Here is a 20266-nt window from a genome sequence, read left to right on the forward strand (position 1 = left end):
CTTAATAATGCTAACTATAATGTAGCAGGTTTGATTCAATAACGCTACTAATTTAATCGGTTGGAAACGGCGTAGTGGTAAGAACCGTGGTATAGTAGGTGATTTCGGTCAAAGCTTGGTGAAGTGCATGATCGTAGCGTTTGCTCAGGGGCGCGTTATCGATAAAGTGACCGTTACTTTGAAGGGTTTGTGGTACGTTACCAATGGGCGTTGGTTTAGGGAGGACGACCATTCCTAATCGTTGGAGAACTGGAACTAGTGCGGCCGCCCCAAATTGACCGCCGCGCATATTGTCAGAATATGAGATAATCTTAGCCGGTTTACGGGCGCCTTCGAATGCCAAAAAATCGAAGGCGTTTTTCAATCCAGCTGGCATCGCGTGATTGTATTCGGGTGTCAGGATAATGTAACCGTCCGCACTAGCCATATCGGTGAGCCATTGCTGCTGGTTAGCAGGTAGCTCGCGGTGCGGGTTTGCCATCGGTGGCTCGGGTTCATCGAAAAGGGGAAGCTGATAGTTGGCCAAATCTAAAAATTGGTAGTGAATCGTAGAATGAGTCGGTAATTGGTCAATGATTAATTTTAGATGGTTAAATAAAGCGCGGCCGTTAGCCTGTGACCGGGTACTCCCTAAGATGATTGCAATTTTAAACATAGTGGGACCTCCAGATATTTTTATTGATTCTAATGAATACAAAATGATAGTATAGACTTAATAATATTGGTATGCAAGTATTTATTCACTTGAATTAAAAAGGAGATATTTAAATGACAACACCATTAGTTAGTCAGTTGATGACGGAATTAAATCAATTTTTGACGCAGGATAGCGTTGATGATCAAGAAAAACGCTGGGCCATGCAACAAACGACTGATCCGCAACTACAAGCGGCATTAAAACAACTATCGACGACGGATATTAAAATTATTGCGTATCTGGGACGGCGTGGTGCCAGTCGAGCTAAGTCGCTACCGGCACCAACGGAACTTTCACAGGCGACGATTTCTCGCGGTTTGACTAAATTATCCCGATTGAAATTGGCCACGAAATATCGGGATTTGACCAGTAACAAAGAAATTCTCGTGCGATTGACGACGCTGGGCGAAGCAGTCGCTGATTTACACACGCAACTGGACGCGGCCATTGCTGCTAAAGCACAAGCCATTGCTGATGACTATTCTGACGCGGAACTGAGACGCTTTGTTAGCCTAATGCGACGGATTCGTGAAATTAAAATTTAGCACTCCGGTTAAATGAGTGCTAAATTGTTGCATTCCCACAAAATGGTGTTAGTATATATATCGAAGGTCAGGAAAGGTCAAACAAGGATTTGAATTACTGACCAGTATTAATAGCCAAGTGAAATTTTGAAAGGGGATTGTTAGTATGGCTAATACTTTAATGAATCGGAACGATTTCGGCATGTTGGATCCGTTTGAACGGATGGCACGCTCCTTCTGGGCACCATTAGAAAACATGGATCAAGTATTGAAGACCGACATTAACGAAACTGATGATCAGTATCAAGTGAAGGTTGATGTCCCTGGTATTGATAAGCAAGATGTGAAGTTGGATTATCGTGACAATGTGTTGTCTATCAAGGTTCAAAAAGATAGCTTTGTGGATCATGAAGATCAAGACCAAAACATTGTGATGAATGAGCGTCATACTGGCACCTTGCAACGGCAGTATATGTTACCAAACGTTGCGGCGGATAAAATTACGGCATCCCAAGCTGACGGTGTCTTAACGATTACGTTACCTAAGACCCAGCCGAGCGCGAATGACGGTCAAATCGAAATTCAATAATTAAATCATTAAATCATCAGTAACAAGTGAGCGGCCCACCGATAATCAAATCGGTGGGCCGTTTTTGACATCAACAATCGGTATGAATTATGACCGGTGGTTGGTAAGCTATTGGTTTAGCTGGATGACTTTGATGCGGGCGAGTGCCATTTCAATTAACCATAGACCGATATAGGCTCCGGTGTAAACCAAGGTATAGAAGCCAAACCAGCGAACGTTTAATGGAAACCAGCCACAGAGAATCGCAAGTGGGGTCATCCCTAGGTAAGAACACAGACAATGAGCAATGGTTTGTTTCGTAATCGACCACGTTTCAATTTCGAATAGCCAGCTACTGAATGCCCAAACTTCACCAATCAGAATCCACAATAATGTCGAAAGCTGGGTGGCGGCTAAGGGCGAGGACCAGTGGCTGACAAAAGTGGGATTAGAAGGAAATAAATAGGTGGTATTAAAGAAGGTTGAGAACCCCAAGGCCATTAAGTAGCCGATAACGATGCCTCCGATGGCGCCAATCAAAAGGGTGTGCCAAAGTCTTTTCATAATTGTGCCGCCTTTCTAATTTGTTGGGTATAGCGTCGTGATGCGTATGTTGTTGTGCCGGTTGTTAGGTTGACTTGAAAGCTACCCCATTTGGTTAAGGTAAAATTTTTAACACAGGCGATTCGCACAATTTCACTACTAGAAATACGTAGAAATTGGTGGGGTGGCAGTTGGTCCATTAAAGTGTGTAAGTGGCTGTGAACGAGGTAAGCACCGGTGGTTGTTTCACAATAAAGTCGTTTATTGGCAGTGTAAAAACGTGACACCGATTGAAGTGGCAGCTTAATGAGCGAGCGATCTTGAAAAACATTGATGAATCGTTTCAGAGATGGTTAACTGTACGTGCATCGCTGATTCCCCCCTTAAATAGCGATTTTGATAAGCTTATTGTAGTGAAAAATGCGGCTTGACACTAGTGCTTATTGCTACTTGGTCAACTAAACGGGCTAACTGGTCAGGAAATATGACAAAAAATTTCCCGGGAAATAATTGTCACTGGTGGTCGCTAAATATGATAAGCTAATTAACGGTATAATACTTACTGAAAATTAGTGTCAGTTAGATATGGAGATGACGAGCGTGGATGACGCAGAACGTGAACGCGGACCATGGCATCGTAATTTGATTGTTTTATGGTTTTGTACGTTCGTTGCGGGAATGGCATTTAGCGAAATTATGCCATTTCTTTCATTATTTGTTAGTCAGTTGGGTGATTTCACGAAGGCCCAGATTACATTTTATAGCGGGTTAGCTTTTGCAGCTGATTACGCGATTTCAGCAATTTCGGCACCACTGTGGGGCATCATTGCTGATAAAAAAGGTCGTAAGATCATGCTATTGCGCGCGTCCCTAGGGATGGCAGTTGCGATGGGGTTAATGGGTTTTGTAACGAATGTCTGGCAACTAGTTGCCTTGCGCGCGCTACAAGGTGTGTTTGCGGGCTTTATTTCTAATGCCCAAGCCTTAGTCGCGTCCCAAACGCCACGTAAATATAGTGGACGGGCGTTGAGCACTTTGATCACTGGTGCCGTTAGTGGTCAATTGTTTGGCCCAGTGATTGGGGGCTTGCTAGCCCAATTGTTTTCGATTCGAAACACGTTTTTTATTACGGCCGGATTATTAATGGTGGCGTTTTTGTTGAGTCTGTTCTTTGTACAGGAACACTTCAAACCAGTCGCACATCATCGTGAACCAGGTGACAGTCGCAATCCTTTAGCAGCGTTTCAAAATCCGCGCTTGATTATTGTGATGTTATGTTCGACGGCCATCGTCCAATTTGGAAACGCCTCGATTGCACCAATCATTAGTTTATACGTTCGTGAATTGATGCATTACCGTGGCCCGATTACGGTTGTGGCCGGAATTATCGCAGCTTTACCGGGTATTTCAAACATCTTTTCAGCACCGCGCCTTGGACGTTATGGTGATCAGCACGGTTCTGGTAAGGTATTGTTATTTGGCTATATTTTTGCGGTGATTATGTATTTCCCACAAGGCATTGTTACGAGCGTCGTGGCCCTCGGTATTTTGCGGTTTGCCATTGGGATTTCCGATGGCGCACTATATCCAGAGATTCAAACGGTTTTGACTAAGAATACGCCAGTACATCTTACCTCAACGATTTTTAGCTATAATCAATCTTTTCAAGCTATTGGCAATATGTTCGGCGCCTTGCTCGGTGGTTTGGTGGCTGGTTGGTTCAATTACAACGCGGTATTCATTATGACGGCGTTACTTTTGTTAATTAACCTAGGTTTAATTTTGTGGTTAGTTCCTGATATTTGGAAGAACGGCAAACGGGCAGTTTCCTAGGTGTTTGGTAGTTAGTCTATTAAATTGGCTAGCTGCCTTTTTTGTTACTTGTCCTTGAACATGATGTTAATTCAGTGTATTGTTAGTTTCATGAATATCGAAATAAGCAAACAAGATCAGGCTGATCAGCAACGAGTGGCGATTTTCAAAGCACTGGCCGATGCTAACCGATTACGGATTATCCGGGTGCTCTATCAAGCACAACGGGAAATGACTTGCAGCGAAGTGGGGGCGCAATTAAATATCAGCAAGTCAACCGTCTCTTATCACTTTAAGACCTTGCGGTTAGTGGGTCTCACCAATACGCGACGAAAGGCACAGACGAAGTATCTATCCTTACAATTAGCGACCTTTGACCGGTTTTTACCGGGGTTCTTAGCAACGCTTTAGTTTTTTTGCTTTTTAGTTCGACAATTATCGAACTAAAATCTTGGAAAGAAGATGTCAACTACTTATGACCACAACACATCAACATAGCCGCTATTTAACACTTGGAATGATGTTAGCGGCAACGAATATGCGTTTACCAATTACAATGATGCCGGGATTAATCAGTTCTTTGAAACGGACACTGGGTTTGCCGAGCTCGATGGCGGGATTACTGACCACGATCCCATTATTGACGTTTGCCATTATGTCCCCATTGATTGCACATTGGGGGCGGCGATTTGGCAACGAACTGACAATTTATGTCATGTTGATCTTTCTAGCCGTTGGGAGTTATCTGCGGGTCATCCCAACGATTGCTGCCCTTTTCATTGGGACGTTACTAGTCGGGATTGGCGCGGACGGTGGCAATGTCTTGATTCCAGCGATTATTAAAGATAATTTTCCGACGAAGATTCCAGTCGCAACTAGTCAATACACGCTCTCAATGCTATTAGTCGGTTCACTGGGAACGGGACTTTCGGGAGTGTTGGCGGCACACTGGTCGTTACCACTAACGATGGCGGTGCTATCGGTGATTGGACTAATTAATTTGGTTGTCTGGTTGCCAAACTTGAAATACAATCATCGCGCACCAACAGTTGCGATGACCGCGAGTGATGGGCAGTCAACGGCAACTCACGGGAGTGTTTGGCGGCGGCCGTTAGCGTGGGTCGTTACGGCCTTTTTCGGCTTGCAAGCACTAGTCTACTATTCATTACTGACTTGGTTACCAACGGTATTTGTTGCCCACGGCTTCTCCTTGATTGTGGCTGGCAATTTAGTTACGGTCATGCAATTGAGCGGCCTACCGATGTCATATTTAGTGCCAGCGACTTCTGGTCATCGGCGCGGCGTTTGGGCAATGATTATGGTGGTAGGTGTCGGTTTTATTGCGGGAATTGGTGGTATCTTACTTTCCGGAACGAATTTTTGGGTGGCAGCACTGTCCTGCGTCTTACTAGGATTAGGCTCTGGAGCAGCCTTCAGTTTGGCAGTCGTCTTCTTTACGCAAAAAACGACCAATGGGTTTGAAACGGCTGACTTATCTGGTATGGCCCAATCCGCGGGCTATTTGTTAGCTGCAGTGGGGCCCGTACTATTCGGCTGGTTAGGCGGTCAATTAGGCTGGGGACCAGTACTCTGGTTAGCTATCATTCTTTCCGCGTTACTAGCATTATCCGGCAGCATCATTTTCCAGCATGCAACGATTTATGAGTAATTAATATCACAATAATGCAGAACGAGATTGGCCCAAGTCAATTTCGTTCTTTTTTTGAAACTTTATCTTTGCCTTAGAGTTACTCTAAGGGATTACACTAATCTCTATTCAATTAAGGAGGCCACAGTAATATGGCGGTTATTCAAATTCTAACGGTCGTCGGCGTGGCGATCATCGGGGCAAGCCTTGTAGGTGATCCCACTCAGCAACGACAGTCAAAACCAGTAAAGGAGCAAAAATAAGATGACAGTGTTAACAACGATGTATCAACTAGCAAATGGTGTCAACATTCCCAAAGTCGCATTCGGAACTTGGCAGATACCTGGTGGTGAGGCAACGTATCAAGCCGTTCGTGCGGCCTTAGCAGCGGGATATCGGCATATTGATACTGCACTGGCCTATCAAAATGAAGCAAGCGTTGGCCAGGCGATTCGTGATTCTGGCATTCCGCGTGAGCAAATCTTTGTGACGACTAAATTACCGGCCGAAACGAAGTCATATCAAGGTGCACTAAATGATTTCGATCGCTCACTGAAAAATTTGGGCTTAGACTACGTGGATCTCTATTTGGTACACGCACCTTGGCCATGGGGGCAAGTCGGTCGAGTTTACGATGAAGCTAACCTCGATGTTTGGCAGGCAATGGAAGCTATTTATCAAAGTGGCCGGGCGAAAGCGATTGGTGTCTCTAACTTTGCTGTTCGGGATTTGAAGAATATTCTTAACCAGGCGACGATACCACCAATGGTCAATCAAATTCAATATTACTTGGGCTTCACGGAACCTAAGATCACCAAGTTTTCTGAGGAACATGCCATGCTTGTAGAAGCATACTCGCCGTTAGCGACGGGCGGGGTCCTCGATAATCCGCAAGTACAGGCCTATGCTGATAAATACGGCGTCAGTGTGGCGCAGTTAGCGTTACGCTTCGTTTTACAAAATGGGGTCTTGCCATTGCCCAAGGCTGTTAATCCAGCCCATATTGAGGCGAATACGCAATTGGACTTCGCAATTAGTGTGGCCGATATGCAAGCCTTAAACGACTTGCCAGATGCGGCTGGTTCATACATGCACAACCCAACCCAAGGTTAACGAACAAAATGTTTGACCGCACTTGGGTCGATAGGAGTAAACTGAACATAATTAATAAACGATAAGGAGCGATTTGATGACAACGATTAATGCAGCTAACGCGGGTACTTACGCGTTTGATGATCAATTCAAAGTTAACCGGATGGGTTATGGCGTCATGCAGTTAACGGGTCCTGGGACATGGGGACCATACGCTGATCCTGAAAATGGGGTCAAGGTAGTTAAGAAAGCACTGGAATATGGCGTTAATTTCTTTGATACGGCTGATTCATACGGTCCATGGTTTGCTGACCGGTACTTAGCGGCGGGCTTGAAGGATGCCGCTAATCGTGATCAGATCTTCATTTCTGATAAGGTCGGTCAAACGCGGCAAGGACCGAATGTGTGGACGCCACTTGGTGAGCCACGGTATCTGCGTCAGCAAGTAGAAGTTTCAATGATGACACTGGGGATTGACCATGAAGACCTAGTATTCTTACATCGAATTGACCCTCATTACTCGATTGCGGATCAAGTCGGTGAACTCAAAAAGCTTCAGGATGAAGGTAAAATCAAGCATATCGGTCTGAGTCAAGTAACTGTTGATCAAATCAAGGAGGCGCAGCAAGTCGCTAAGATTGATGCCATTGAAAATCTCTATAATGTCGCCAATCACGGTGATGATGACGTTGTTGACTACGCGGCCTCACAAAAGATGGCTTTTCTGCCATGGTTCCCATTAGCAACGGGTGAACTGGCTCAGGCTGGGAGTGTCCTCAGCACGATGGCCCAAAAGTATCAGGTGAGCCCAGCGCAAATTGCCTTGGCTTGGCTATTGAAGCGGTCTGATAATATCATACCGATTCCAGGAACAAGTTCTATTGAGCATTTACGGGACAATGTGGCAGCCGCCAACGTTGATTTAACAACGGCCGATTTTAATGGATTAAGTCAATTAAGTGTTAAATGAGTATTTAGGTCGGGAATTCCCGACCTTTTTGTTTGCCTAAAACGAGCTAAACGACGCTTGAAATTCATGGGGTTGACGGTTAAAATGAATAAACATTGAATGAGAAAGAGGATTGAGCAAATGAGTACGCGTTTGATGAGTGATGAGCCAACAATTTATTTAGCAGGACCTTGGTTTACTGAGGGCCAACCAGAACGGCTAGCTAAGATCGAAAAATTAATGGACGAGTTAGAATTGACTTATTACAGTCCACGGCTAGACGGCATCGATTTGACGCCGGATGCGACCGAAGCTGATCGAAACGCGGTATTTACGGACAATGTGGACCATTTAAAACGGGCCAAGTTAGTTGTCGCCGTGGTTGATGGCTTTGACACGGGAACTATTTGGGAAACTGGAACAGCATATGGTTTAGATATCCCCGTTGCTTACTATAGTGAAACGTTAGCTGATGGCACGTTTAATGTGATGCTGGCTAAGTCCGGCAAAGCGGTTATTGAGAACATGACTGATTTGAAGGCTTTTCTACAAGATCCCACTGCCGATGATTTTCAATATACAGGAACTATTCGTTAATTTGAACGGTTAGTCAAAATAAAAAGTGAGCCGTCTGCATTTGTTAAGGCTCGCTTTTTGCATACATAAATGGCAGAACTTGTGGTGGGAATGAGCCGCTTGAAAAAATGTAATATTTGTTAAAGGCAATGTGTTTAATTGGAGAAAAGTCATCAAATGGTGTTACGCTATGGGCAGAAATTGGTTGACTAGCGCAAATATTAAGAAAGCGGCAAGAAAACAAAAAAGTTCAGTTCAAACTAGACAATCACTATCCAAGTTGTATAATGTACTTGTAAGCGTTATCAGAACCTAATTACCTATTTTGGGGGCGTTATTTATGGTTAAAAGTAAAGCAATTATGATTGGTGCCGGGCTATCAAATATGGCTGCGGCGGTCTACTTGATTCAAGAGGGTCATTGGGATGGTAAGGACATCACATTCTATGGTGTTGATATGCACGGTGCCAATGATGGTGGTGCCACGACTGATTTTACCAATGAGTATTGGAATAAGAATCATCCGATGGCTAACACGACTGGGTATGTTGCCCGGGGTGGTCGGATGCTGAATTACCGGACGTACGTTGACTTAATGGATTTATTGGACCGGATTCCATCGGTAACTGAACCGGGGATGACGGCGGCCGAAGATACGCGTGATTTTGATGCGAAACATCGGACGTATGATATTGCCCGCTTGATGCAGGGTGGTAAAGGCATTATTAATGCTGGTAAGTTAGGATTCAATAATAAGGATCGGACTTTGCTGACTAAGTTGATTATGATGCCAGATAGTGAAGAAACGAAGCTCGACAACGTTTCGATTGCTGAGTACTTCAAGGATGATCCGCATATGTTCCAAACGAATTTCTGGTATATGTGGGAAACAACCTTTGCCTTTAGAACGCAAAGCTCTGCTCAAGAACTGCGGCGTTACATGCATCAAATGATTTATGAATTTACACAAATTGAACACTTAGTTGGTGTCAACCGGACGCGTTACAATCAATTCGAAAGCATGATTTTGCCATTAATTAAGTACTTGCAAGGGCAAGGTGTGACTTTCATTGATAATAAGATTGTTAAGGATTGGCAATTTAAAGACACGCCAATGCAAGACGAAATTACGGTGACTGGCTTAGTCATTGAGGATGCGCAGACTGGCGAAACGGAAGAAGTTGAAGTTGATGAGGACACAGCGGTGATCTTCACTAACGGTTCAATTACCGATTCTGCAACGATGGGTGATTACAACACGCCTGCTCCTGAAAATATGGATTATGGTGTTAGTGCTAGTTTGTGGAAGAAGGCTACTGAGCGGTTCTATAACTTAGGGACGCCAGATAAGTTCTTCAACGATCGGAATGCTAGCGAATGGGTCAGCTTCACGTTGACGACTAAGAATCATTTATTCTTAAATGAAATCGTTCGGATCACCACCCAGGAACCCGGGAATGCGTTGAACTCCTTCTTATCAACTACGCCAATTACGCCGTTGAACCAAAAGGATGTTAATATGTCGATCGTGGTGCACCACCAACCACACTTTACGACACAGCAACCAAACGAAACAGTTCTGTGGGGCTACTTCTTGTATCCACGGCGTCAAGGTGAGTTTGTTAACAAGCCGTATATCAAGATGACGGGTAAGGAAATGGCTCAAGAATTAATTGGTCAACTTTCCAAAGTAGATCCGGGTCCAGGCAATATTAAGGACAAGGAAAAGGAAATTTTGGACAGTATTGTGAACAATATTCCGGTATACATGCCATATGCTTCCGCACTCTTTAATAACCGGGCTAAGTCTGATCGGCCAGAAGTCTTACCAAAGCACTCAACGAACCTAGCCTTTACGGGTGAATTTGCGGAACAACCATACCAGATGATCTTCACGGAACAGAGTGCGGTCCGCTCTGGTGAGATTGCCGCTTATCACTTTGCTGGGGTCCCAATGGATAACTTGGTCAAGACACCACGGTACGATAAGGATCCAAAGACCTTGCTCAAGGCAACTAAGAAGATGTTTGATTAATTAAATGCTGGCCTGTCAGTGGTTAATACTGATGATGGCATGATTTAAAAACGCTCCCCATGAAAGATGACTTTCATAGGGAGCGTTTTAGTGTGCATCACGATCAGTAGTAACGGCTCGTTGAGACGCCGTCATTAACAGGATCAGGTTGCTAAGCAATTTAGTGGTTGATCAAATTTTAGCAGCTGCTTTAGGTGTTAATTTAGACGGTGTGTGTTTAGTAGTGGTTTTGACCGTGAGATGCTTTTTGGTTGCAAGTTTGGGCGCCTTTTTAGCGTTTTGCTTGGCGGTCTTTTTGATTAATTTTGGTGCCATTTTCTTAGTTTTCGTTGGTTGGGCTAACGTTTTTTTAGTGGCGAGAGTCGTTACCTTTTTAGTTGGTTTGATACTTGCCTTAGGGTGCTTGATCGTTAGCTTCGTTGATTTTACTTTGGTGGTCTTCTTAGCAATCGTCAACTTAGTCTTCGGGGTTTTCTTGGTCGCTTTTAATTTAGCGGTCGGGGCGTTCCCTTTAATCATCGTGGTGGCTTTAGCCCAGCCGAGGGCCTTACCGTGTTCACTAATGAGATAATATGTGGCCGACGTATGCTTGCCGGTTGCTAAAGTAATCGTCTTAGTTACCGTGTAAGTCTTTTTAGTGCTGAGTTTTGCTTTGGCCGGGCTAACAAAGGCGATTGCCCGATCGGCGGCAAAGTGAATTGTATTCAAAGTCGTGGCGGCCTTCGCGTGCATTGTGATGGCGGGAAAGTGGGTCGCTTTAGTAAGTGCATGGGTAGTGGCTTTTGGGGTTACCGTGGCGGCATTAGCCGTGGTAGTCATAGCAAACGGGCTGGCAGCCAATGGTAATGCCAAAGCAAGTGTTGCAACGACTGATGTTAATTTTTTCATTTCAAAATCCCCCTTAAAGTGAATCTTTTTTGATTCGAAGATAGTTTAGCACCTTGACTGCTTTGTAACAATCGTAATATCAATAAAATTATCAAAAAGTGGGTGAATTTGAATGCAATCAATAAAGGCTTGATAACAAACGAACCGCGATGGGAGTAACCGTTGGGTTAATGAGAGTGATCGAGATTTTAGAACTAACGTTCGCACTGAATGGGAAAGTTATGGTATGCTAGAACGGTATTTTTACTGAAAGGGGTGGGCGGCATTGCCGGCAGCAACAACTTTAATAACCCCCGCTGAAAATCGTTTCTTTCTGTTAAGTGAACGAGCTCGACGGCGGACCACGCTCCAACAAATTAGTGCGTTATTACGCGCACACGTAACGGTAAAGGCTGACAGTGATTTCTTGAAAACGACTGTTCGTAACTTGATTTTACAAGATCATGCACAGTGGTTGACCGACTGTAGTCATGAGTGGCAACTTTTGGCGAGTCTGCCGTACGTTGTTAACCCGAATGAAAGCCGACAAGCATGGCATCATTGCGAATTGTGTCATAAGCCGGTTCGTTATGAGTACCATGTTCAAAACAAGCATAATCATCGTGAGTTGATTGTCGGTTCTGAATGCGTCAAAAAGTTCATGAACGCCGAAACGCGTTACTTGATGGTGATTACAACAGAAGATAACTTTTATGCGGTGGCCCAGTATCAGACGCTGACTACCGCTGTACCAACAGTGCCAACGATCATGTTTGCTCAGCCGTGGCTACCACAATTACCGGCTGAGCAAGCGCCCCAAGCGCGCAAGTTGCGACAAACAACGACGCAAACCGTCACGACGTACCTAAAACGTCGTACCAAGCAGCTACCATTACAGAAACTAAAGCCCGCTGAACAAACCTATCAGCGGTTAGTCCATGATGAACAAACGGTGATTGAAGCGGCTGAGCGGGCGGCCCGTCAAGCAATTGTGACTAATCAACAACAACGCCAGGCACAAGCGCAGCAAAGTGCTGTGAAGGCCGAGCAAACCTTGCGCCAGAGTCACGCCTATCAATGTTATTTACAGCAGCTGGCGGCCATTATTGTGATGCGTCCGGAACGACCGATGGCGAAGCAACAGTTTGAAAAAATCACGCCACCAGCGACCGAACGCCCTTTGGTGAACTCTTATCAATTCGGGCAAATGGTGACTGAATATCGACAGACTGGGAAGATTCAAGTTCGGCGCCTAGCCATGCTTGATCATCAGTTCGTTGCCGCACTTAATCAGGTGACTCAACAGCTAGATGAACAACAAACGACGCGTTTTTATGACGATGTCTTCAATAGTTGTTGGGGCTGGCAGTATCATCAGCAGGCGACCCAACGTGCGGATTGGGAGCACTTATTGACGACCCGGTGGGGCCAATCATTGTCGCTGGCTTGGTTTGAACAATTAGCCATGCAAACGACAATGCCACAAACTCAACAGTGGCTTGCGGACAATGCGGATGCCGGTATGCAAGCAGCACTACAGCAACGTTTGGCTGCGCATGAAGACCGCCAACCGATTGCCCGTGACCGGATGACTAGATCGGAATTACGACAGTTTTGTTTGCGTGAACAGCCAGCTGCGCCGACATTAGAAGCATTTGAACAGGTCTTTGACCAACAGTATCAATTGCCCGTCGACCGGCAAGCAACGGCCCATGAAACGTTAGCCTATTACTATATTGCGCGTCAATATCAAGGTGACCATCAGCGTGCGTTACAACAACTGAATTGGTTATTGAAAGTCTAAATGTTTCACGTGAAACATAAAAACGCCCACTGATTTTTTCAGTGGACGTTTTTAATTCGGCTGACAGGTTAACTATTAATGACGCTGTGATAGCGCGAGGCTGCAAATTCATACAGCGGCCGGCTAAGTGGTGTGACCTCAACGGCTTCTTCAAATGGTGCCGTAACCATGGTGTTGTCAGCGTTTTTAGCGAGTTTGACGGCCCAAGTTGGATCATAAAGTAATTGTTGGCCCACTGCGACTAGTTCGGCAGTTTGTAACACAGTCTTGACATCGTCGCGGGTCCGGACGCCACCAACACCAACTAGTGGCAATTTACCTTGTAACGCTTCGTGCACGTAGGTCATGATGGATTTATCTTGATACTGCGGGTCTCGTGAAACACGGTCATAGTTGTTGAGTGAGACATGAACGTAATCTAATCGACTTTCCCGTAGTTGTGAGAGTAACCAAAGGGTATCTTCAAGCCGAATACCTGGTTCTTCGAATTCTTCTGGTGAGAAACGATAGCCAACGATGAAGGGCCGGTCCGCATATTGGTCAACAGCTGCAAAGACGGCCTTTAATAATTCATCAATAAAGCGGAACCGTTCTTGCGGCGTGCGACCACCGTATTCATCGGTGCGGCGATTACTATGTGGTGAGAAGAACTGTTGGATCAAATAGGTATTGGCACCGTGTAATTCAATCCCATCAAAGCCGGCTTGAATCGCGCGCCGAGTTGCTTCACCGAATGCTGAAATTGTTGCGTGGATCTCGTCAATCGACATTGCTCGCGGTGTTTCCGCATCGTCACGAAGGGCCGCAACGGCACTGGCAGAGACAATCTGTTCGCCATTTAAGACGGCTCGATGCGTCATTCGACCGGCGTGGAAGATTTGAACGATAGCTTTGGCACCTTGACTTTGAATGCCATGAGCAAGTGCACTTAGACCGGGCAGCATCGTGTCATGCGCGATACTAAGCTCGCCATGCCAACCCTTACCGAGATCTTCGACGTTGGCAGCACCCGTAATCACGGCACCTAAGCCAGTAGCTCGTTGTGTGTAGTAGTCGATTTCGTCATGGGTGATACTACCATTGTAAAAGCTTTGAGTCGTCGTCATGGGCGACATCATTAGGCGGTTGCGTAGTGTAACGCCAGATTTGAATTTGAGTGGTTCGTTAAAACTAGTCACAATAAAACATCCTTTCAAGCTAGTTTTGCTTACTTTTTGTAAGATCTAGTTTCAGTTTAGCGGTTGAAATTTGTTTTTTCAATTTTAAAGTCGCTGGTTTTAGTTAATCTTGGCATAACAGGATGGTGCGTGTGGAATAAGGGGATTGTTGCTGTTGTTAAGTCAGGTGAGGCTTGATAGGTAGATGCAAACAAAAAACTTCATCGATAAGCATGGTCGACGAAGTTTTTTGGAAAATTATGATGCAACGTTATGCCTTAAACGGATTCCAGAAACGGCCACCGTTGACCTTAAAGAGGGCGATGCCGAGGATGATCAGCAGAGCAACTAACGTTAACGCCAGATAGTCGTTACGTTTAAAGCGTTGGGCCATGTACCATGTGCGATGTTTTCCCTTACCGAAGCGCCGCAATTCCATCGCCTGACTAATGGTTTCGATTCGATCTAAGCTTGAAAAAATCAATGGAAGCAGAATTTGGATGCCGCCACGAATACGGGTCATAAAATGCGCTTTTTTCGACATTTCAAACCCCCGAGCCTGTTGTGCCAGACTGATAGTACGGTAATCAGCTTGAACGTCTGGAATGTAACGTAGTGCAATCGCTACGGAATAGCTGATACGATAAGAAATTCCAATCTTATTGAGACTCGCAGCAAATTCGCTGGGATTAGTCGTCATGAGAAAAATCAGGGCGAGTGGCACGGCAAACGTGTACTTTAATAACAAATTAAATTCATAAAAAAGTTGTTCGGCTGTCAAGTTAAAGTAGTGATCAGCAGATCCCAGTAGTAAGTGTTCGGTACCATAAATCGAGACGCCGTAATGAGGCGCAAAGACGTACACCATCACTAAGTTTAAAACGGAAAAACCAATAATAACGTTAAGCACGAACGCGATATCGCGGTAATGAATTTTTGAAAAGCGGAATAGAATCAGTGAAAAAATCATCACCCCGATTAAGTAACGCGTGTCGTAAGTCATCATCCCGATAACTGATAAGCCAACAAAGCAGAGTAGTTTAGTGCTACCGCTAAGTCGGTTTAAAAAAGTATGACGGTCGTTGTACCCGATCAATAATTCATGTTGCATCTTAGCGCGCCTCCCGTTCAGCCTGAACAAATTTTGCGACGAATTCTGTCGGGTTTAAATGGTGCGCTTCTGCCAGGGTGTATAAACTTGTCTTGGCTAAGGAAGCTTGCTGAATAATGGATGCGTTGGTCAACACATCGGCTGGGCGAGCATCCATCAAAATGTTGCCGTGGCCCAACACAATCGTGCGATCCGTGTATTCTAGCATTAGGTGCATATCATGCGTGATCAACATAATCGTCATGTGTTGTTCCTGATTGATCTTAGTTAAGAAGGTCATCATTTCAGTATAGTGTTGCAAGTCTTGGCCCGCAGTAGGCTCATCAAGAATTAGCATGGCCGGTTCTAATACGAGGATGGCCGCAATCGTGACCCGTTTCTTTTGACCGAAACTGAGCGCAGAAATAGGCCAGTGGCGAAACTCATAGAGACCACAGACCTTCAGAACGGCCTGGACACGGCGCTTTACTTCATCGTCAGCGACACCTCGGAGGACCAAACCGGCAGCAACTTCATCAAAAATCATCGTTTTAGAGATCATTTGATTGGGGTCCTGAAGGATATAACCAATTTGGTCGGCACGTTCTTTGACTGATTGGTCAGCTAGGGAATGACCGTTAAATCGCATTTTGCCGGACTGTGGCATCAAAAACCCAGTAATCAGATTGCTTAATGTTGACTTACCAGTCCCGTTTTGACCCACTAGACTAATCATTTCACCCTGATGAAGTGTGACGGTGATATCGTTGATGATTGGTTTGGCGGGATCGTACCCGAATGTCAGATGCTCAATTGCGAGTAACGGTTGGTCATGAACGGTGGGCGACTGTAGTTGTACGCCGGCGGTCCAGTTTTGCAACGTCGCGGTGAGGTCGGGTACTTGTAAGGCTTGGAGGTTATCCAAGTGTTGGCAAGTTGCTAGATCAACACCGGCTAGTTTGAGCGCTGAAAGGTATAATGGTTCGCGTAGCCCGAGTTGAGTCATGAGTGATTGCCGCAAAATCGTTTCCGGCCGGTCGTTAGCGACGATCGCGCCGTCTTGCATGACAATCAGCCGGTCGATTGGTTGCTGTAACACGTCCTCGATGCGGTGCTCAATAATGATGACAGTCAGGTCCTGCGTATGAGTCAGCTGATCAATGAGTGCCATCGAGGCTTTACCCGATGCCGGATCAAGACTCGCTAGCGGTTCATCAAATAATAGGATTTTACTATTGTCGATCAGAACACCAGCCATGGCGACCCGTTGCTTTTGCCCACCAGATAATTCCTGCGGGCGGTGAGTCAATAAGTCCTGGAGGTTTAAAGTTTGGGCCCACTGTTCAGTTGCTTGTCGCATGGCCGGTTGGGTCTGCTGATCATTTTCCAATGAGAAAGCCATATCTTCGACGACAGTCAAACCGACGAACTGACTATCAGGATCTTGCAGTACCGTACCGACGTCTTGGGATAATGCAAAAATGGAGCTCTCAGTAATGGTTTGACCAGCAATCCTTGCTTGGCCCGTCACTGTTCCTGGATAGGACTGCGGAATCAAGCCGTTCAAACACCGGCCTAATGTAGATTTACCGGAGCCAGAAGGTCCAGCAATCAACACTTTTTCACCGGGGTAAATATCCAGATTAATATCACGTAAAGTTGGTTCCGTTTGGCTATTATATTGAAAAGAGAAATTTTTAAAGCTAATGATGGGTGCGCTCATGTTATTAACGTTCCTTTGTTAAGCTCCCACGTTGGGTCCGCGTCCGGGCGTACAAGACTAGTAGGATGGTCCCAATGATGGCAACTGAGATGGAATCGGCGATCCAAGTAATGACACCTTGAAGGTAAACTTTGTTGGCCGGTTCATGATAAATAATAATATCACCAGTTGGTGCTAAAAGCACCCAACCAATAAAGTTGACGATGATTTGGTAAATGTTAAACCAGACTAATTTTGCCGTTCCTAGTACGCCATTTTCAATCTTGAGCCGATTTTTAGCTAGTCCGAAGGCAACCCCAATCAGACCATCAACGATGACCCAGGTCCACCAAGGCGAACCATAAGTTACGAAGTCGTTTAAGGCGTGACCGATGAACACGGCTAAACCAGCTGCAACGGGACCAAAGATGGCTCCTAGTAAGGCTAAAAACCCCATCGCGACGTTAACCTGGGTATTCGGCACACCCGTTGGAATGGCGACAAATTTCATGAGAACAAAAATAACGGCGGCGCCGATCCCGGTAGCCACGACGGTACGAATTGAATTGGATTGCTTGTTTTGCATAGTGTAACACTCCTTAAGTATTGAGAATGAATAAGTTCTAATAACCATTAATAAAAGCGAACAGGCGTTAATTTCAGATCAGTTATGGTCATAAAAAAACGCGCCTAAAAGCGAATGCTTTCTAGGACGCGTTTGCGTGTTACCACCGAGATTTTCCCACAGGGACTTATCATGATCGTAACGGATCGCTCCGACTGAGATGGCCCCAGTAGCTTCTTCAAGACCATCTTCAACTAACCACGTCATCGTTTTGCACCAAAAATACGACTCTCTAAGCACGAGAATTAGCTTACTCATCTTGTCACAGCTTTTTCTAATCTGAATTTAACTATTAAAGCATACGCCAAAGTCTGTGGGGGTGCAAGTAAAACCGAACGGATGTAGCCGGTTACATCGAGATTGAACGGGAAAATCGGGAACAGCTGATTAAATGGTGGTCAAATGCGCTGATTCATTCGGCTATACGGTCAGTGACGGATGCTGATGATTAGTTGGATTGGTCGTTAATTAAACAAAGCCAATAAAAGTATATACAAATGATTTCAATTAGCTACTAAAAGGGGTAAACTAGTTGACAAGACCAAATGATGAAGGGGATGTGAGTAGTTTGGCTTATAAGTATGAAACGATTGCGGATAGTCTGCGACAAGACATAAAATCCGGTAAATATACGCCGGGCGAATTGATGCCCGACCAGAATAAATTAGCTGAAACTTTTGATACGACACGAATTACGATTCACAAGGCCATTCAATTACTGATTATTGAAGGGATGGTTTACTCCAAGCGTGGCGCGGGGACCTTTGTTCGCAAGGACTTTGGTTTGACTGAACGGCGCCAAGAAACGCTGGTAGACAAGCCCCTGGGAACAACGCAAACGAATGCCGGTAAAAAGGTGACGAGTAAGGTGTTGGAATTACAAGCTCGCTTGCCTACTAAGCGGGAAGCGGAACAGTTGTTAATCGATGAGATGGATCCGGTGTACGTTATTCGGCGGACCCGCTACGTTGATGGTAAGGTGTGGGCGTATGAGCATACGATTATGCCAACGAGTATCGTGACGTTGACGAAGCAAGTCCTCGAAGGCTCGGTCTACGGTTACTTAGAGCAACATAGTGGCAAGAAAATCGCGGGTTCACACCGTATTATCTCGGCAGCCCGAGTGACGGCTGATGACGTTGCCGCAATGGGCGCGACTCTGAATGATCCCGTGTTGGTCATTAATCAGATTAGTTACATGGATGATGGTCAACCCTTTGAAGTCTCCGAATCACATTTCCCATACGAGACAAGTACGGTCGTAGCGGATGTTCAAATTCATTAAAGCAATCGGTAACCGCGTTAATCAGTGGCTACCGATTTTTTGTGGAAATTATTCTGGGGAGTTGCATTCAAGAAAACGGTGGCCCATAATTAAATTGATTGAAAAAGAAAGCGCTTCAATAATCTGATTAAGGGGGATGAAAATATGCCAGCTAACTTTTATCAACGATTAATTGATAAGTATGAACCAATGACGGAAGCAGCGTTCTTAGTGTTAGTCAGTGTTCGCCAGCCAATTACCAGTGAAGCGATTCCGGCAAAGATCGCTGAAATGACCAATAATCAACTACAGCTAGGATTGGGAACCTTATTTACGAATTTGCATGCCATGACTAAGGATTATTTAATGACGGAACGAGTCGATGAAAATGACGTGCATACATATGAAATCACGGGGAGTGGTGAATCGGTTTTGGCGGCTGAACGAAAACGACTGCAATTATTGAATCAGATTTGTGAGCAGGCGGGATTGTAATGGGTTAATTTAACGGGGAAGTGAGTATATGTGGCGTTATCAAATGGCAGTCAAAGGCTCAGAGCAGGAATTGCGATGGCTCAATCAGCAGGTACAACGCGGGCAATTACTGCGGCGTATCAGGGGGAACTGGTATCAATTTCAAAAAACGACGACGCGGTATCAAGTCTTTAGTGAATATGTGAGCGGTAATGTTGCAACTGAAATCGACGACCAGCACACACCGTTCAAATTGTTAGCACGGCTACAATTGACGAAACCAGCCGTACAGGTGATTTATACGGGCACGGCTCAGACTGAGTTGCAGGGGGCACGAGTGGATCGTCAGGACGCACCGTTGCAGTTGAAAATTGCACTGGCGCAACGGGGACACTTGTTAAATGTCATGAATATTAGGTTAGTGGTTGGTCTGATACTGGCCGTGATCGTGATTAGCCTGAATGTGAGTGATAACGTGGCCAGTTGGGGAATGCTAGCATGGTTGCTATTTACCTTCTATCCTGCATGGCAAGCAAGTCGGCTGCATAAACAGGCGAATGCGCTGCGAGTCATTACGCAACAATATGATGATGCTTGGCGGCCAACGATGCACGTTTTCTTGAAAAACATGTCCACTGAGCTGGATACAGAAAAAGTGGCAGGTCTAGGGGCGTGGGCTTACGTCGGTCAAGATCATCACGGGATGTACTGGTATGACTTGAAGACGCTGGCAAGTGCTGCGGAAATCAAGCAATCGCTACAGCTAATTGTGGAAGATAGCGTTTCTGTATCGATTGTAAGTTGGCTGGGATTGGCACCAATTGGATTTGTTTAAACTT

At 45.3% G+C, this 20266-nt stretch carries 22 protein-coding genes; 13 read left to right on the forward strand and 9 right to left on the reverse strand.

Translation table 11 applies throughout. The annotated features are described in order from the left end of the window. Nucleotides 1-52: 52 nt before the first annotated feature. Entirely contained in the window at nt 53-655 is a 603-nt protein-coding gene (locus ACOV1R_RS02240) for an NADPH-dependent FMN reductase (protein ID WP_003646320.1), read from the reverse strand. A gap of 113 nt (nt 656-768) precedes the next feature. Between ACOV1R_RS02240 and ACOV1R_RS02245 the strand changes: the two genes are divergently transcribed. Both ACOV1R_RS02245 and ACOV1R_RS02250 read left to right on the forward strand, forming a co-directional pair. Beyond that, the gene (locus ACOV1R_RS02245) at nt 769-1242 is read left to right on the forward strand and encodes a winged helix-turn-helix transcriptional regulator (protein WP_021357414.1); all 474 of its coding nucleotides are present in this window, start codon (nt 769-771) and stop codon (nt 1240-1242) included. Between the two features lie 145 nt (nt 1243-1387). Further along, nucleotides 1388-1810, forward strand: coding sequence for an Hsp20/alpha crystallin family protein (locus ACOV1R_RS02250; protein ID WP_003641733.1), 423 nt, complete (start codon nt 1388-1390; stop codon nt 1808-1810). A gap of 108 nt (nt 1811-1918) precedes the next feature. Here the strand turns inward: ACOV1R_RS02250 and ACOV1R_RS02255 are convergent, their stop codons facing one another. Continuing rightward, entirely contained in the window at nt 1919-2353 is a 435-nt protein-coding gene (locus ACOV1R_RS02255; protein ID WP_128485146.1) for a DUF3021 domain-containing protein, read from the reverse strand. Beyond that, nucleotides 2350-2619, reverse strand: coding sequence for a LytTR family DNA-binding domain-containing protein (locus ACOV1R_RS02260; protein WP_015639833.1), 270 nt, complete (start codon nt 2617-2619; stop codon nt 2350-2352). The genes ACOV1R_RS02255 and ACOV1R_RS02260 overlap by 4 nt, the downstream gene beginning before the upstream one ends. A 313-nt stretch (nt 2620-2932) precedes the next feature. On the opposite strand from ACOV1R_RS02260, the gene ACOV1R_RS02265 reads away from it, so the two are divergent. The 7 genes from ACOV1R_RS02265 (at nt 2933) to ACOV1R_RS02295 (ending at nt 10444) form a co-directional block, all read left to right on the forward strand. Next, nucleotides 2933-4165: an MFS transporter gene (locus tag ACOV1R_RS02265; RefSeq protein ID WP_003643663.1), complete on the forward strand. Its 1233-nt coding sequence runs from the start codon at nt 2933-2935 to the stop codon at nt 4163-4165. Between the two features lie 90 nt (nt 4166-4255). Next, on the forward strand, nt 4256-4555 hold the full coding sequence (locus ACOV1R_RS02270; RefSeq protein WP_015379645.1) for an ArsR/SmtB family transcription factor: 300 nt from the start codon (nt 4256-4258) through the stop codon (nt 4553-4555). A gap of 64 nt (nt 4556-4619) precedes the next feature. Then, entirely contained in the window at nt 4620-5813 is a 1194-nt protein-coding gene (locus ACOV1R_RS02275; RefSeq protein WP_003641738.1) for a CynX/NimT family MFS transporter, read from the forward strand. Between the two features lie 243 nt (nt 5814-6056). Then, entirely contained in the window at nt 6057-6905 is an 849-nt protein-coding gene (locus tag ACOV1R_RS02280) for an aldo/keto reductase (RefSeq protein ID WP_003646328.1), read from the forward strand. Between the two features lie 76 nt (nt 6906-6981). Then, nucleotides 6982-7854, forward strand: a complete 873-nt coding sequence (locus ACOV1R_RS02285; protein ID WP_003646329.1) for an aldo/keto reductase — start codon at nt 6982-6984, stop codon at nt 7852-7854. A gap of 120 nt (nt 7855-7974) precedes the next feature. Beyond that, the gene (locus tag ACOV1R_RS02290) at nt 7975-8430 is read left to right on the forward strand and encodes a nucleoside 2-deoxyribosyltransferase (protein WP_003646330.1); all 456 of its coding nucleotides are present in this window, start codon (nt 7975-7977) and stop codon (nt 8428-8430) included. Between the two features lie 319 nt (nt 8431-8749). Then, nucleotides 8750-10444, forward strand: coding sequence for an oleate hydratase (locus tag ACOV1R_RS02295; protein ID WP_003646331.1), 1695 nt, complete (start codon nt 8750-8752; stop codon nt 10442-10444). 171 nt (nt 10445-10615) lie between these two features. Here ACOV1R_RS02295 and ACOV1R_RS02300 read toward each other — a convergent pair whose 3' ends face one another. Beyond that, the gene (locus ACOV1R_RS02300; RefSeq protein WP_015379649.1) at nt 10616-11332 is read right to left on the reverse strand and encodes a hypothetical protein; all 717 of its coding nucleotides are present in this window, start codon (nt 11330-11332) and stop codon (nt 10616-10618) included. 265 nt (nt 11333-11597) lie between these two features. Between ACOV1R_RS02300 and ACOV1R_RS02305 the strand changes: the two genes are divergently transcribed. Continuing rightward, complete coding sequence (locus tag ACOV1R_RS02305; RefSeq protein ID WP_097558005.1) at nt 11598-13115, forward strand: hypothetical protein; 1518 nt, start codon at nt 11598-11600, stop codon at nt 13113-13115. Nucleotides 13116-13183: 68 nt separating this feature from the next. Here ACOV1R_RS02305 and ACOV1R_RS02310 read toward each other — a convergent pair whose 3' ends face one another. The 5 genes from ACOV1R_RS02310 to ACOV1R_RS02330 form a co-directional block, all read right to left on the reverse strand. Further along, nucleotides 13184-14293 (reverse strand): NADH-dependent flavin oxidoreductase, encoded by a 1110-nt coding sequence (locus ACOV1R_RS02310; RefSeq protein WP_003641745.1) that lies wholly within the window; start codon nt 14291-14293, stop codon nt 13184-13186. Between the two features lie 250 nt (nt 14294-14543). Beyond that, on the reverse strand, nt 14544-15383 hold the full coding sequence (locus ACOV1R_RS02315) for an energy-coupling factor transporter transmembrane component T family protein (RefSeq protein WP_003641746.1): 840 nt from the start codon (nt 15381-15383) through the stop codon (nt 14544-14546). Between the two features lies 1 nt (nt 15384). Next, nucleotides 15385-17085: an ABC transporter ATP-binding protein gene (locus tag ACOV1R_RS02320; RefSeq protein WP_003646334.1), complete on the reverse strand. Its 1701-nt coding sequence runs from the start codon at nt 17083-17085 to the stop codon at nt 15385-15387. 4 nt (nt 17086-17089) lie between these two features. Next, on the reverse strand, nt 17090-17650 hold the full coding sequence (locus ACOV1R_RS02325) for an ECF-type riboflavin transporter substrate-binding protein (RefSeq protein WP_003641748.1): 561 nt from the start codon (nt 17648-17650) through the stop codon (nt 17090-17092). A 78-nt stretch (nt 17651-17728) separates the two neighbouring features. Continuing rightward, on the reverse strand, nt 17729-17896 hold the full coding sequence (locus ACOV1R_RS02330; protein ID WP_003646335.1) for a hypothetical protein: 168 nt from the start codon (nt 17894-17896) through the stop codon (nt 17729-17731). Nucleotides 17897-18221: 325 nt separating this feature from the next. Here ACOV1R_RS02330 and ACOV1R_RS02335 point away from each other — a divergent pair, with 325 nt between their 5' ends. From ACOV1R_RS02335 to ACOV1R_RS02345, 3 genes are all read left to right on the forward strand, one after another. Further along, entirely contained in the window at nt 18222-18974 is a 753-nt protein-coding gene (locus ACOV1R_RS02335) for a GntR family transcriptional regulator (RefSeq protein WP_003641749.1), read from the forward strand. 144 nt (nt 18975-19118) lie between these two features. Continuing rightward, nucleotides 19119-19448, forward strand: a complete 330-nt coding sequence (locus ACOV1R_RS02340; RefSeq protein ID WP_003641750.1) for a helix-turn-helix transcriptional regulator — start codon at nt 19119-19121, stop codon at nt 19446-19448. Nucleotides 19449-19476: 28 nt separating this feature from the next. Next, the gene (locus ACOV1R_RS02345; RefSeq protein ID WP_003646336.1) at nt 19477-20262 is read left to right on the forward strand and encodes a hypothetical protein; all 786 of its coding nucleotides are present in this window, start codon (nt 19477-19479) and stop codon (nt 20260-20262) included. Nucleotides 20263-20266 lie beyond the last annotated feature (4 nt).

Origin of the sequence: Lactiplantibacillus sp. YT640, from assembly GCF_049745435.1 — a bacterium.
Classification (GTDB): domain Bacteria; phylum Bacillota; class Bacilli; order Lactobacillales; family Lactobacillaceae; genus Lactiplantibacillus; species Lactiplantibacillus plantarum.

Bases quoted from the DNA above. Each gene is read 5' to 3' on its own strand.
- ACOV1R_RS02240 (WP_003646320.1), bottom strand. From the start codon at position 655: ATGTTTAAAATTGCAATCATCTTAGGGAGTACCCGGTCACAGGCTAAC.
- ACOV1R_RS02245 (WP_021357414.1), top strand. From the start codon at position 769: ATGACAACACCATTAGTTAGTCAGTTGATGACGGAATTAAATCAATTT.
- ACOV1R_RS02250 (WP_003641733.1), top strand. From the start codon at position 1,388: ATGGCTAATACTTTAATGAATCGGAACGATTTCGGCATGTTGGATCCG.
- ACOV1R_RS02255 (WP_128485146.1), bottom strand. From the start codon at position 2,353: ATGAAAAGACTTTGGCACACCCTTTTGATTGGCGCCATCGGAGGCATC.
- ACOV1R_RS02270 (WP_015379645.1), top strand. From the start codon at position 4,256: ATGAATATCGAAATAAGCAAACAAGATCAGGCTGATCAGCAACGAGTG.
- ACOV1R_RS02275 (WP_003641738.1), top strand. From the start codon at position 4,620: ATGACCACAACACATCAACATAGCCGCTATTTAACACTTGGAATGATG.
- ACOV1R_RS02280 (WP_003646328.1), top strand. From the start codon at position 6,057: ATGACAGTGTTAACAACGATGTATCAACTAGCAAATGGTGTCAACATT.
- ACOV1R_RS02285 (WP_003646329.1), top strand. From the start codon at position 6,982: ATGACAACGATTAATGCAGCTAACGCGGGTACTTACGCGTTTGATGAT.
- ACOV1R_RS02290 (WP_003646330.1), top strand. From the start codon at position 7,975: ATGAGTACGCGTTTGATGAGTGATGAGCCAACAATTTATTTAGCAGGA.
- ACOV1R_RS02295 (WP_003646331.1), top strand. From the start codon at position 8,750: ATGGTTAAAAGTAAAGCAATTATGATTGGTGCCGGGCTATCAAATATG.
- ACOV1R_RS02300 (WP_015379649.1), bottom strand. From the start codon at position 11,332: ATGAAAAAATTAACATCAGTCGTTGCAACACTTGCTTTGGCATTACCA.
- ACOV1R_RS02315 (WP_003641746.1), bottom strand. From the start codon at position 15,383: ATGCAACATGAATTATTGATCGGGTACAACGACCGTCATACTTTTTTA.
- ACOV1R_RS02320 (WP_003646334.1), bottom strand. From the start codon at position 17,085: ATGAGCGCACCCATCATTAGCTTTAAAAATTTCTCTTTTCAATATAAT.
- ACOV1R_RS02325 (WP_003641748.1), bottom strand. From the start codon at position 17,650: ATGCAAAACAAGCAATCCAATTCAATTCGTACCGTCGTGGCTACCGGG.
- ACOV1R_RS02330 (WP_003646335.1), bottom strand. From the start codon at position 17,896: ATGACGTGGTTAGTTGAAGATGGTCTTGAAGAAGCTACTGGGGCCATC.
- ACOV1R_RS02340 (WP_003641750.1), top strand. From the start codon at position 19,119: ATGCCAGCTAACTTTTATCAACGATTAATTGATAAGTATGAACCAATG.
- ACOV1R_RS02345 (WP_003646336.1), top strand. From the start codon at position 19,477: ATGTGGCGTTATCAAATGGCAGTCAAAGGCTCAGAGCAGGAATTGCGA.